The organism is Dyadobacter psychrophilus, from assembly GCF_900167945.1.
In the GTDB taxonomy this organism is placed as follows: Bacteria; Bacteroidota; Bacteroidia; order Cytophagales; family Spirosomataceae; genus Dyadobacter; species Dyadobacter psychrophilus.
The window spans coordinates 82,596-94,984 of sequence record NZ_FUZA01000004.1 but is presented as its reverse complement, the minus strand read 5'-3'; the positions used below and the strand labels follow the sequence as shown (position 1 = coordinate 94,984).

Genomic DNA, 12,389 nt, shown 5'->3' with positions numbered 1-12,389 from the left:
ATACTCAAACGGATATTATTTCATCTTATCTTTAATGCCCTGCGCCATTTCCAAATGGTGTTTCAGCGTTGGCACTTTTCCGGCTGCCCATGCTTTTACTTCTGCATCTTTGGCATCACTAGCGGCTTCTTCAAACTCGCTAATGTCTTCTTTATGGTCATCTACCATGAAAGAAATATAATCTTTATCGAACTCAGCGCCTTTTTTCTTGGACAGTTCATCAATCTTTTTCTGCTTATCATCACTTACGGACATCGGCAAAGTAATATTTTTTTGCTGCGCAAGTGCTTTTAGTTCTTCGTTGGCTTTACCGTGCTCGGTGGCCATATCTTTACCAAATTTCTTCACGTCGGCACTTGCTGCATTGGTTTGCGCCAGTTCGCCCAGCTGTACTTCCAGCATGCCACCGTCTGCGGCTGCAACGGCAAATTCTGAATCATCTTCCAGTTTGGTATCGTCCAGTTTCGCGTCATTTTGCTCTTCAGCGACCTCTTTGCTATCTTCTGCCTTATTATTGTTGCATGCAGAGAATGTCAACATCGCTGCAAACAGCATTCCGGTTAATGTTATCTTTTTCATAATCAATTTCATTTTTTTGTGATAATACTCAGATACGTTAAAATACTGTGCCAAACGAATCGCAGGAACAGAATATATTCATTTGCCAAAGTTTCTAGTATTTTTGTCTTTGGAGACCGTAATGGCTTTCTTCTTTAAGTACTATTATAATTTAAAAACGCAGACAGCCCTCACATTAAACATTGATGAGCTCTAATAAAACGCTCCAGATCTTATTGGCGGATGACGATGATGACGACGCTTTTCTGTTTCATGAGGCACTTGATCAGGTTTCGGTAAAGACAGACCTCGTCGTTGCTGAAAATGGGATGCGGCTGATGCAAATCCTGAACAAAGGAGACTACAAGCCCGACCTCATATTCCTGGATATGAACATGCCTGTAAAGAATGGGTTGGAATGCCTGGAAGAGATCAAGCGGCTTGACGGGTTTGATGACGTCCGGGTGATCATTTTGTCAACTTCGGTTGCGAAGTATATGCTCGACTCGGCGTATGAGAACGGGGCAAACCTGTATATCCAGAAACCGACAAGCTTTTCAGGCCTGGTAGATATTTTAAAGAAGTGTCTTTATTCCAAATTCCGGCAAGATCCTCTGCTGGGGATGGAACAATTTTTGATCACTGATTAGTTTTTCGAAAAATTTATGTTGCATCTATGAGTGAAGTGCGTAGTTTTCATTCCGGTCAGGAGTTATTTATTCAAAATTTAAGGCAACAAACAGCAGTCAGCCACAAGAAACTGGAAGAGAATTATTTGTCCAAAATGATTCTTGACGAACGGGTTACCCTGATTGATTATCAAAACTACCTGTCCGCATTATTCGGCGTCACATTAGGATGCGAAAATTTTGTATTTCCTCATATTCAAGATATTATAACAGACTTAAACCAGCGTTATCGCTCACAGCTTATCGCCGGGGATCTTTTGGCTACCGGTTTTACCCAACATCAGATAGATGCATTACCCGTTTATAGATTCGCGTTTCCCTCAGTTGCGGGGCACCTGGGAGCGATGTATGTGCTGGAAGGTTCAACTTTGGGAGGCAGGATTTTATATAAACACATTAACAAAACGCTTGGGCTCACACCGGAAAACGGATGCGCTTATTTTTGGGGTTATGGTGAGCAAACCGGCATTATGTGGAAATCTTTCATCTCATCACTTACACAATTCGCGATTGATGCAGGGCAAAGCGCGGAAATAACAGAAGGTGCCGTTAACACATTTACGATCATAGACAATTGGCTTGACGAAGCAGTAATTGAAAAGTAAGAATGAACATTAAAAACATAGTGAACCGCGATCTTGTCAATTTGACAAATTGCGAAAGTGAACCCATCCATATACCAGGAAGCATACAACCGCACGGCTTTATGCTGGGCGTAAACAGCCAAAATTATCTGATCGATTTTTGCAGTGAGAACTGCGCGGAATACATTGGTATTCCTCCGCAAATGATCCTTGGGAAGACATTAACCGATATTTTTCCTGCACAGGAATCAGACGGTTTCAAGGAATATGCCGCAGCAGAACGCATTGATTCTGCCAAGCCGTTTGTTTTCTCAAAAGATGATATTTCCTACAATACTACTGTACACAAGAGCAACGAAACGCTTATCCTGGAATTAGAGCCATTTCCGGACGGCACCGTTAATCTGCCTAACCTCTACAATCAGACGCGGACATTTGTGTCTATTATGGAGAAAACGAGCTATTTGCCAGAGCTCTGCCAGGAAATAGCCAATGAAACGCGTGCGATCACCGGCTACGACCGCGTTATGATTTATAAGTTTGATCCTGGTTACAATGGTGAAGTAATCGCAGAGAGCAAGCGGCAGGACCTAAATTCTTTTGCCGGACAAAAATACCCGCATACAGACATTCCCGTTCAAGCCAGAGAACTATACATCCGTAACCCGTTGCGGATGATCGCGGACATCAACTACACGCCCGTCCCCATCCTGACCCTGGACGACGCGAGCGGGAAAACAAATAAATCACTGGATCTCAGCCTTTCCATACTGCGGAGCGTTTCGCCGATCCACATTGAGTATCTAAAAAACATGGGCGTCGGGGCAACACTCACCATTTCCTTATTGCAAAATCAGAAATTGTGGGGTTTGATCGCCTGTCACCATTATTCTCCAAAAATATTGCCGCATTATACCAGGCTCTCTGCATTGCTTCACGGACATTTTCTTACATCCCAAATTGCTGTGAGAGAAGTAGCGGAGGAATTTGAAGTGAGCCAGAAAGTGGATAAGTCTTTGGCAGACCTGCTCTCTAAGCTTCATGAAAACGAAAATTTTGTTGAAGAATATTATCGTGATGAATCGCTGCTGAAACTGGCCAATGCAACCGGAGCAGCCATTTTTCTAAATAATAAACTGTATAAAAACGGCATCACACCAGCGGATGGACCATTGATTTCCCTCTTCCATTTCCTGGCCGACAATTTTAAAACGCAAGGCCTGGTGACGCATGCCCTGAGCCATCACTATCCCGAAGGTCGTACCATTTCCCAGCAAGCTGCCGGCATTGTATATCATGCATTGTCAGGAAATTCGGACGGGATCATCTGGATGCGGCAGGAGAAAGTTGAGACCATAAACTGGGCCGGAAATCCCGACAAAGCAGTGTTGCCTAACGAAGAGGGATTACGCCTTTCTCCCAGAAAATCTTTTGAGCTATGGATGCAGGTGGTGAAGGATGAAGGTGCCCCATGGCGGAAATCCGAGATCAATGCTGCCTCCGGGTTTTCATACGCATTGCAGAAACACATTAATTACCGGGTGATCCAAACCCAGGAAGATGCAAACCGCGCCCTGAATGAAGAATTGAAAACCGCCAACCAGGAACTGGCCAATCTCAATTGGATCAGCACACACGATTTGAAGGAACCATTGCGAAAGATCCAGATTTTCGCGTCCAAAGTGCTCGACCGGGAAGATCCGGACTTGTCGGCGCAGGTGAAGGATTCCGTGGGACGCATGCGTTTGGCGGCGGAAAAAATGCAGAACCTCATCGAAGATATTCTTGCTTACTCCAAAGCGGGAAACATGGAAAAGGTCTTTGAAGAAATAGACCTGAACATTATTTTGAAGAATGTGCTTCGTGAATTGCAGGACAATATTGAAGAAAGACATGTGACGATCCATGCGCAGGAACTACCCACATTAAGGGTTATCCCTTTTCAGATTCACCAATTATTCCTGAACCTGATCAGCAATGCTATTAAGTTCACCGATCCCGACACAGCGCCGGACATTGATATAAAAGTGAATATTGTTGACGGCAGTGCGATCAATGAAATTATTTCTCCGCTTCAAAAATTTTATGGTATTTCTTTCAAAGACAACGGAATAGGATTCGACGCCGAATATGAAACCAGGATCTTTGACGTTTTTCAGCGACTTCATCCGGCTCACAAATATCCGGGAACCGGCATAGGCCTGGCAATTTGTAAGAAAATCGCCGAAAATCATAAGGGACTTATTACAGCGCGTTCCGAGTCCGGAAATGGCTCGACCTTCACATTGTTCCTTCCGGTGAGCCTTTCATAAGCTCACGGAAGGGATTTCAAATTGAGTAGAATGTTCCTCATCGCCGGATGAATGAGCATCCTGTTAAGGCTGGTATCACTTTAATAGTGAGTGAAGATATAGCCTAACAGTACAAAATCTATGTCGGTAGCCGTAGCAGTTGGAACGTTGACAGAAGCGCCCGTCATCACTGCAAAACAGATTAAAAAATTACGAAAAGATCCTGCACTCACAGCCGCTGCGGCAGGTCTTCATTATATTCAATCCGGTAATGCCCCCGGCTTTCTCAGAAAAGGCAAATCGCCGAGATTTTATTATCTTGATAAACTGGGGAACAGGGTTAAAGACAAAACCCAGATCAACAGGATCAAAGGGCTTGTACTGCCTCCGGCCTGGCGTGAAGTGTGGATCAGCGAGGATCCCGACACGCATCTTCAGGCAACAGGAATTGACGAAGCAGGCAGAAAGCAGTATCGCTATCACCCCCATTGGAACCTGATCCGCAACCAGACAAAATATTATCGCCTCCTGACATTCTCGGATGCCCTTCCACAGCTTCGGGAACAGGTGGAGCATGATTTGCGGAAGCACAGTTTTGATCTGGACAAATCCATTGCATTGGTGATCAAGATTATGGATAAAACCTGTATGCGGGTGGGAAATCAGCGATATAAATTAAAGCATGGCTCCTCGGGAATCACCACGCTGGATGCTCGCTGCGCCACTGTGAAAGGAAGCACGGTCCGGTTTATGTTTACAGGAAAAAAAGGCATCAAACAGGACATTACTTTGCGGGACACACAGTTGGCCAGGTTAGTAAAGCAATACAAGGAAATGCCGGGGAAGCGGCTCTTCCAATACACCCAGGAGAACGGCACCCGGTGTTCGCTGAATGCTGGCCAGGTGAATGATTATATCCGGAAATACACGGGTTCAAACTTCTCTGCAAAGGATTTCAGGACCTGGATGGGGACCGTAACCGCTTTCGAATATCTGAGCCATCAGGAAAAATATGAAACGCAGCGGCAGCTGACCAGAACATTAAACACGTGTCTGGACGTTGTGGCGGCGCATCTGGGAAACACCAGAACGGTGTGCAAAAAATACTATGTTCACCCCGCAGTTTTCAGGGCATATGAAAACGGCAGAATCCAGCGGTTCCTGAACAAGCAGGTGGAGGAAATAAAGCTTTTTACGGAAAGCGAACAACATGTGAAGTCTTTGCTGGCAAATCAGGTCTAGAGAAGGCTGGATAGCGTATATCATGTATGACACGTTATCTCAAAATCCTTTTTCTAGCCCTTTTAGTAATTCCAAAAACCAGCATTGCGCAGCGAATTGACCAAACCGCGTCGTTTCGGAATGCCATTGGAGACAAATATATAAGGATTCATTACGACAATGATTTCTTTGCTAAAAGTGACTATTACTACACGCAAGGTTACAGTTTTGAAGTTATTACACCGGGATTAGGAAAGAATCCACTCAACAAACTTTTGCTGAATAAAGGCCAGTCCACACATTATGGGCTGGCTTTTGAGCATTATGGCTTCACGCCGACGAGCATTTCGAGCGAGGCTATCCTATATAATGATCGTCCTTTCGCCGGATGCATTATGCTCAAATCCTTTCGTATTTCAACTGACTCACTCAAAAAAACGCGATTGGTTGCTATCCTGAGCACGGGCATGATCGGACCGGCTGCTTTTGCCGGCAAGATGCAAACGAAAATTCACGAATGGACGGGCGACCGCGACCCGAAGGGCTGGCAAAATCAGATTAAGAACGATGTGGTCATCAACTATGAAGTCCAGTTTCAGAAACAGGTTTTTAATTTCAAAAATATTGTCGCGCTTAACACCGAAACCCAAATTCAGATTGGCACATTAACCAATAAGGCGCAAGCAGGACTTACGGTTCGCGTTGGGAAATTCAATGCACCATTTGAAAACAGGCCGTTAAAATCCAGGAAGAACATTCAATGCTATATTTACAGTCAGCCACTCATTGGTTTCAATGCATACGACGCCACATTGCAAGGCGGCTTATTTGCGCGGAATAGTCCTTACACATTAAGATCATCTCAAATCAACAGAGTAACATTTCAGGACAATTTCGGTGTGGTCGTTCAATGCTGGCGTATTTATCTGGAATATTATCAGTCTTTTCTTACCAAAGAATTCCGCACCGGAATGGACCACCGCTGGGGAGGGGTTAAAATTGGTTTTGCTCTGTAATCCGTGCAAAAAGAACTACATATACGTCTAACTCAAAATCGCTAAAATGTCTATTTAACCCAAATTAGGCGATGGCACAGCATTTTTAGGATGGTCTTCAATAACGGATAAACTTATCACAAACTCAAAATAAGCATAGTTATGGAAACCAATGAAAATCTTGTTGAAGTTTTAAATGACTTGATAAAAATCAATAACGACCGTATCGACGGTTATGAGAAAGCGGTTGAGGAAGTAGAGGACATTGACCTTGATTTGAGAGGGATATTTCAAAAGATGGCCAACGAAAGCCGTCAGAATATAGATGAGCTGAGTGCTGAGGTGAGAAATTTGGGCGGAGAGATTGCAACGGGCACTACAAATTCAGGAAAGATTTACAGAGTTTGGATGGATATTAAAGCCACATTCACAGGCCACGATAGAACTTCGGTCCTTGAAAGCTGTGAATATGGTGAAGATGCAGCCCAGGAAGCATATGATGATGCCCTGGCAACAGATACGGATCTGCCGGTAAATATCAGACAGGTCATTGCCAATCAAAAAGCAGAATTGCTTGAGTCGCACAACCTGATCAAGAAATATCGGGATTTGCACCAGGCTGTGAATTAATTATCAGTGCACAATTTGCTTAAATAAAAAAGGCGGCGGAATCAAAAGATTCCGCCGCCTTACTTTTGTATAACTGAATAAATTATCTGAGGTCTACAACTTCAACGCCCGGATATTGTTTGGCATTGAATGCAAAATAAGTGTCTGCAACAGCAACGTCCGGCTGGAAATCATTCACTTTATAAGTTACTTCCTGCCCGTTTTTCTGGAATATCGTCCAGCTGTTAATGGACTTATCGGCCTTATTAACTGCAATCTGCACTTTATTCACCTGGCTATCCTTCTTAGTGGGCGTCAACTCAACCACTTCCAGCGATTTCGCGCCTTCTTTCGCTTCTTTCAGGAAGGCGTATTTGAAGCCTTTCTTGTATGCTGTGTAAATTTTTGTTGGATCCAAATCGCCTGTTGCTGTCGGATCAAAGTCTTGAAGATTCACCTCATTGGTTTCCTTAATGTAGGTCGCCATCAGCTTTCCATCATTAAAAATCTCCTGACCAGCCATTTTAAGCCTGAACTTAGTTCCTTTCACCGTTGCTTCTCCTTTAAGCGGCTTCCCTCCTTCCGGTGTGTAGGTAAATACAGCCTTAAAGGATTTAATTTTCTGGTATTTGTTGCTCATTGCCTCCAAAATGGCTGACGATTTCTTGTCTCCCTGGGCGCTGGCCGGTGTGGCCGACAAAGCTAAGGTCACCATTGCTGCGAAGAAATAGGCACTGATTCTGAAACTTTTCATATAAAACGTTTTGGTTCTTAGTAAGTTAAATAAGGGGTGTGAAACAGTTTGTTACAAATTTTAGACCAATTGCAACCGGGATGGTTTAATGGGCTAGATCAAGCCCCTCATGCGAAGGTGTTCTTCCAGACCGCTCAGATCGTGGAACATTACATCACGCGCCTTGCTTCCTGTGAACGGACCGACTACTCCCAGCAATTCGAGCTGATCCATGATCCGGCCTGCGCGGTTATAACCCAGCTTCATTTTGCGCTGTATCAGTGATGTGCTTCCCTGCTGATGCGTTACAATAAGCCTGGCAGCATCCGGTAACAATCCGTCGAAATCGTCCGGATTGAGGTCTGCTTTGCCCTCTGATGCATCTTCACCTTCATATTCCGGCAATGCATAAGCCTCATCATACCCTCGTTGCGCGCCGATAAACTCACAGACATCTTCGATTTCGCGTGTGTCAATGAAAGGACATTGCAAACGGATCACTTCTGAATTAATCGCCAAAAGCATATCGCCCTGCCCCACCAACTGCTCAGCGCCACCCATATCCAAAATAGTCCGGGAGTCAATGCTTGATGTTACACGGAAAGATAAACGGGCAGGGAAATTGGCCTTAATAAGACCCGTAATAACCTTAACAGAAGGACGTTGCGTGGCCACAACCAGGTGAATACCAACCGCACGCGCCAGCTGGGCAAGTCGTGCAATGGGTGTTTCAACCTCTTTCCCGGCTGTCATCATTAAATCCGCAAGCTCATCGATGACGAGCACAATGTAAGGCAGGAACCGGTGCCCTTTTTCAGGGTTAAGGCGTCTTTGTGCAAACTTGGCATTGTATTCTTTCAGATTACGAACTGCTGCTTCTTTCAGCAGATCGTAGCGCGAATCCATTTCTATACACAATGAATTCAGTGTGAAAATAACTTTTTTGGTGTCGGTAATGATTGCCTCCTCGGCATTAGGGAGCTTCGCAAGGAAATGTCTTTCCAGTTTGTTGAACAATGTTAATTCAACCTTTTTAGGATCAACCAAAACGAATTTCAACTCAGCAGGGTGCTTTTTATAGATCAGCGAAGCCAGGATCACATTCAATCCAACAGACTTTCCTTGTCCCGTTGCCCCGGCCATTAACAAGTGGGGCATTTTCGCCAGATCGACGATATGGATATCGTTAGAAATGGTTTTCCCAAGCACGATCGGCAAATCGTAATTTGCCTTCATGAATTTTTCATTGGACAAAACAGAACGGATAAAAACGGTTTCCCGGTTCTTATTAGGAACCTCGATCCCAATTGTTCCCCTACCGGGCATAGGCGCGATGATCCGGATGCCGAGCGCAGCCAAACTCAATGCAATGTCTCCTTCGAGATTCTTGATTTTTGAGATCCTCACCCCTGCTTCCGGGATAATCTCGTATAATGTAACCGTCGGCCCGATGGTGGCTTTGATCTTCGAAATGTTGATCCCGTAACTTCCTAGCGTGTCGACGATCCTGGTTTTGTTGCTTTCAAGCTCTTCCTGACTTACTTTTTCGTGCTGGTTATCCACCGCATCGTTCAGCAGGCCAATGCTTGGAAACTGGTAAGTAGGCAGGTCAAGCATCGGGTCGTACTGACCAAACTCCCGCAAAACCGTTGCATTAATATCCTCATCTTCAAACTCTTCTTCTACCTGACCATTGGAATGACTGGTTGTATCCTCAACTTCAAGTTCCAGCTTGAGCGGCGTCGATGGGACGGGTGTAACAGGTGGTGGCGTTACCGGAATAAAAACCGGCGCAGCATTAGCAACGACTTCGGCCTTTGGCTCGGTTTCCAGCTCAACAACCGGTTTTACCGGCTGCGCCTTTTCCTCCACTACAAATTCCTCGTCGTCATATGTGTCATTAACCACCGAAGTGAAATTGCGTTCTTCTGCAACAACCTTTTCCTCAGCTCCGGGCACTACTTCCTCTTTCACATCGGAGCCAATATCCGGCCTCGCGTGTTTTTGCTGCCAGGCTTCATACGCTGACTTGGCATCGTAAAAGAAAACGGCGAATACAAATAATGCAAAAATGATAGGAATAACGCTTCCCCATTTCAGCCAGTCAAAAAGCGCAACGTTGACCATATAGCCAATCCCGCCCGAAACGAAGCTTAATGTATTTTCTTTATTGCTCATTAAAACCACGTAGCCCATCATGACGCTTAGCCACAATGTGAAGAAAATGACCTCTTTGGTCGTTTTGGTCAGAGATAACAGTTCCTTACCAAAAGCCATTTTCCAGCCTGCAATAAAAGGCACCAGCGGAAGCAGGAGCGCGCCCACACCAAACCAGCGATAAACGAAAAAGTGAGAAACGACCGCACCGAGCACGCCAAAGAAATTGCGCGTTTGTCGCCCTGCGTCACGAATAGATTCCTGGCCAATGCCGTCAATAACGCTCTGATCCGAAAGGCCGGTGATGATGTAGGAAAGGAAAGAAATTTCCATGATAAGGCCGAGCACAATGAAAAACGTGCCCCATGCCAGGATGTTCTTTGGATTGGAAAAAATGTGGTCCCAATCCAATGATATTCGAAAACCGGGACTGCTTGTTTCTTCTGTTTTCTGGCGCTGAGTATTTCCTCTAAGCTTATTTACTGACATTTAGCTTCAATTCTGGGATGCGTGAAGTGGTATTATCTCTTACTTTCTGACCAATGATTTGCAAATGTCTTTTACCAAACCTGGCCCTTCATATATAAATCCTGTGTATAGTTGCAGCAGGCTCGCTCCTGCATTTTTTTTGTCGACAGCTTCCTGTGCCGAACCAATTCCACCAACTCCTATCACCGGAAATGCATGATTGGACTTGTCACAAATGTAACGAATTACTTCCGTCGCGCGGTGTGCAAGCGGCGCGCCGCTCAGCCCGCCAGCTCCTGCCTTATCAATTTCAGCCTGGCTCGTCCGAAGGTCTGCGCGGCTGATAGTGGTGTTGGTAGCGATAACGCCCGCGATCCCGGTTTCTTTTACAATGTCAATAATATCGTCCAGCTGGCTTAACGTCAGGTCTGGTGCGATCTTTAAAAATATGGGTTTTGGATTAAATTTTTCCTTATTCTTTTTCTGAAGTTCGCGCAGCAGCGCAGTAAGCGGTCCCTTTTCCTGCAAATCGCGTAATCCGGGTGTATTAGGTGAGCTCACATTCACAACGAAATAGTCAACAACATCAAATAGCTGCCTGAAACAGATCAAATAATCGTCCAGCGCCTGGTCATTTGGTGTGTCCTTATTTTTTCCGATGTTCCCTCCTACCAGGATTTTCGATTTTCGGTTTGCAAGCTTGGCAGCAGCAACGGCTGCGCCTTTGTTATTAAAACCCATTCTGTTAATGAGCGCCTTATCTTTTTTCAGCCTGAATAACCTTGGCTTTTCATTGCCTGGCTGCGGCCTTGGCGTAACTGTCCCGATCTCGATAAAACCAAACCCTAACGCTTCCAGCTCGTCCACCATTTCCGCATTTTTGTCAAATCCGGCGGCTAGTCCGACGGGGTTGCGAAATTTCAATCCAGCCACCTCCTGAACCAGGTCCGGGTGATCATAAGTATAAACAGATCTTAATATTCGCGGAACAAAAGGGATTTTAAAAGCGAACTGAAGCAGTTCACAGACAAAATAATGGATGCGCTCAGCATCAAACAGGAAAAGTATAGGAGAAACGAGAATTTTATACATCCTGCAAAAATATGATCTTTCAGAAGAAGCGTCTGTCGGTTACAGGATTTTTATTTATTGACCCTTATTCATTCTTGCCGTCTGCATCATTCTGCAACTTTAAAAAATCATCAATCATGATAACGTCACGAATATCTTGCGGTCTTCGGGCTAAAAGCTTTACCTCCCTCAGATCATTCAAATGCAGAAAATGGATTATGGCCCCATGAGGACTTTCAAATTTCCTTGACCTTGCAAAAACATCTGAAAAGTCAAAAAGTCGGTGTATGCTGGTTAAGATGTCAATTTGGCCTTCAAAACCAAACACCTGAGGCTGCGTAAAATCTAATAATTCAAGTTTTGCCAACGCGCTTTCATCTAAATCCATACAGCGAAAAACAGAAACGAGCCGGGCACCGTTTTCCTGAGTTGGTTTAATCCAGATATCGACATCATTAGTAGCCCGATTTAAACCATTTAGAAAAAGGGCAAAGCCTCCAATGACCATATATTCTAGCTTCTGTTCATGAGCACATTTAGTGAACTGGACAAATTCATTGTTTTCTAAATCCATTCCGGTTTTTGAATTACAAGTGTGCGGCGAGATCCTTTAGGTTTGACCAGTCCGAGGAATTCGTCCATTTTAGCTTTGTTCTCGAAAAATTTAACGAAGCGTTCCGCCGGACTTTCTTTCATGCCGTCTAGCATTGCCTGAAAATAAGGATCGCTTTTGTCTTTATAGAAAGTGATTACTTTTTTGTTTTCCATGTGTACTATGCAGCAAGTAGACAAATATAATGAAAACCTTTCCGCTCTCTTGATAATTGGCATTTCAGCAAAAATGAAGAGACTTTAAATTATGTATTGGGCCAACCGCATTTTAAAATTCTTCAATTCTTAATTTTTTTATAATTTTATGTAATTAATCAGATATAGTGCGCGTTACAAATGTTCATGCCTTGATAGAACGGTTGGCTTTCTGCGAACCCGGTTTTATCCAAAACACACGCCCC

12 protein-coding genes are annotated in these 12,389 nt (G+C 44.4%); 6 read left to right on the top strand and 6 right to left on the bottom strand.

Translation table 11 applies throughout. The annotated features are described in order from the left end of the window. Positions 1 to 15: 15 nt before the first annotated feature. The gene (locus B5X68_RS16360) at positions 16 to 579 is read right to left on the bottom strand and encodes a DUF4142 domain-containing protein (protein WP_082216142.1); all 564 of its coding nucleotides are present in this window, start codon (positions 577 to 579) and stop codon (positions 16 to 18) included. A gap of 185 nt (positions 580 to 764) precedes the next feature. Between B5X68_RS16360 and B5X68_RS16355 the strand changes: the two genes are divergently transcribed. The 6 genes from B5X68_RS16355 to B5X68_RS16330 all read left to right on the top strand — a co-directional run bounded on the left by B5X68_RS16355 (position 765) and on the right by B5X68_RS16330 (position 6,968). After that, positions 765 to 1,208, top strand: coding sequence for a response regulator (locus tag B5X68_RS16355; RefSeq protein ID WP_082215841.1), 444 nt, complete (start codon positions 765 to 767; stop codon positions 1,206 to 1,208). Positions 1,209 to 1,234: 26 nt separating this feature from the next. Next, a complete protein-coding gene (locus B5X68_RS16350; RefSeq protein ID WP_082215840.1) occupies positions 1,235 to 1,852 on the top strand; it encodes a biliverdin-producing heme oxygenase in 618 nt (205 codons plus the stop codon). Between the two features lie 2 nt (positions 1,853 to 1,854). Beyond that, complete coding sequence (locus B5X68_RS16345) at positions 1,855 to 4,143, top strand: ATP-binding protein (RefSeq protein WP_082215839.1); 2,289 nt, start codon at positions 1,855 to 1,857, stop codon at positions 4,141 to 4,143. A gap of 120 nt (positions 4,144 to 4,263) precedes the next feature. After that, the gene (locus B5X68_RS16340; RefSeq protein WP_082215838.1) at positions 4,264 to 5,364 is read left to right on the top strand and encodes a DNA topoisomerase IB; all 1,101 of its coding nucleotides are present in this window, start codon (positions 4,264 to 4,266) and stop codon (positions 5,362 to 5,364) included. A gap of 26 nt (positions 5,365 to 5,390) precedes the next feature. After that, the gene (locus B5X68_RS16335; RefSeq protein ID WP_082215837.1) at positions 5,391 to 6,359 is read left to right on the top strand and encodes a lipid A deacylase LpxR family protein; all 969 of its coding nucleotides are present in this window, start codon (positions 5,391 to 5,393) and stop codon (positions 6,357 to 6,359) included. A 141-nt stretch (positions 6,360 to 6,500) separates the two neighbouring features. Further along, positions 6,501 to 6,968, top strand: a complete 468-nt coding sequence (locus B5X68_RS16330; protein ID WP_082215836.1) for a ferritin-like domain-containing protein — start codon at positions 6,501 to 6,503, stop codon at positions 6,966 to 6,968. Positions 6,969 to 7,050: 82 nt separating this feature from the next. Here the strand turns inward: B5X68_RS16330 and lolA1 are convergent, their stop codons facing one another. The 5 genes from lolA1 to B5X68_RS16305 all read right to left on the bottom strand — a co-directional run bounded on the left by lolA1 (position 7,051) and on the right by B5X68_RS16305 (position 12,144). Next, positions 7,051 to 7,701, bottom strand: coding sequence for an outer membrane lipoprotein periplasmic chaperone LolA1 (gene lolA1, locus B5X68_RS16325; RefSeq protein WP_170916665.1), 651 nt, complete (start codon positions 7,699 to 7,701; stop codon positions 7,051 to 7,053). 93 nt (positions 7,702 to 7,794) lie between these two features. After that, positions 7,795 to 10,326, bottom strand: a complete 2,532-nt coding sequence (locus tag B5X68_RS16320) for an FtsK/SpoIIIE family DNA translocase (RefSeq protein WP_082215835.1) — start codon at positions 10,324 to 10,326, stop codon at positions 7,795 to 7,797. A 39-nt stretch (positions 10,327 to 10,365) separates the two neighbouring features. Continuing rightward, positions 10,366 to 11,397 carry a quinone-dependent dihydroorotate dehydrogenase gene (locus B5X68_RS16315; protein ID WP_082215834.1) on the bottom strand — a complete coding sequence of 344 codons (1,032 nt, stop codon included), beginning with the start codon at positions 11,395 to 11,397 and terminating at the stop codon, positions 10,366 to 10,368. Between the two features lie 64 nt (positions 11,398 to 11,461). Then, the gene (locus B5X68_RS16310) at positions 11,462 to 11,950 is read right to left on the bottom strand and encodes a DUF6036 family nucleotidyltransferase (RefSeq protein ID WP_082215833.1); all 489 of its coding nucleotides are present in this window, start codon (positions 11,948 to 11,950) and stop codon (positions 11,462 to 11,464) included. Next, positions 11,941 to 12,144, bottom strand: a complete 204-nt coding sequence (locus tag B5X68_RS16305; RefSeq protein WP_082215832.1) for a hypothetical protein — start codon at positions 12,142 to 12,144, stop codon at positions 11,941 to 11,943. The genes B5X68_RS16310 and B5X68_RS16305 overlap by 10 nt, the downstream gene beginning before the upstream one ends. Positions 12,145 to 12,389 lie beyond the last annotated feature (245 nt).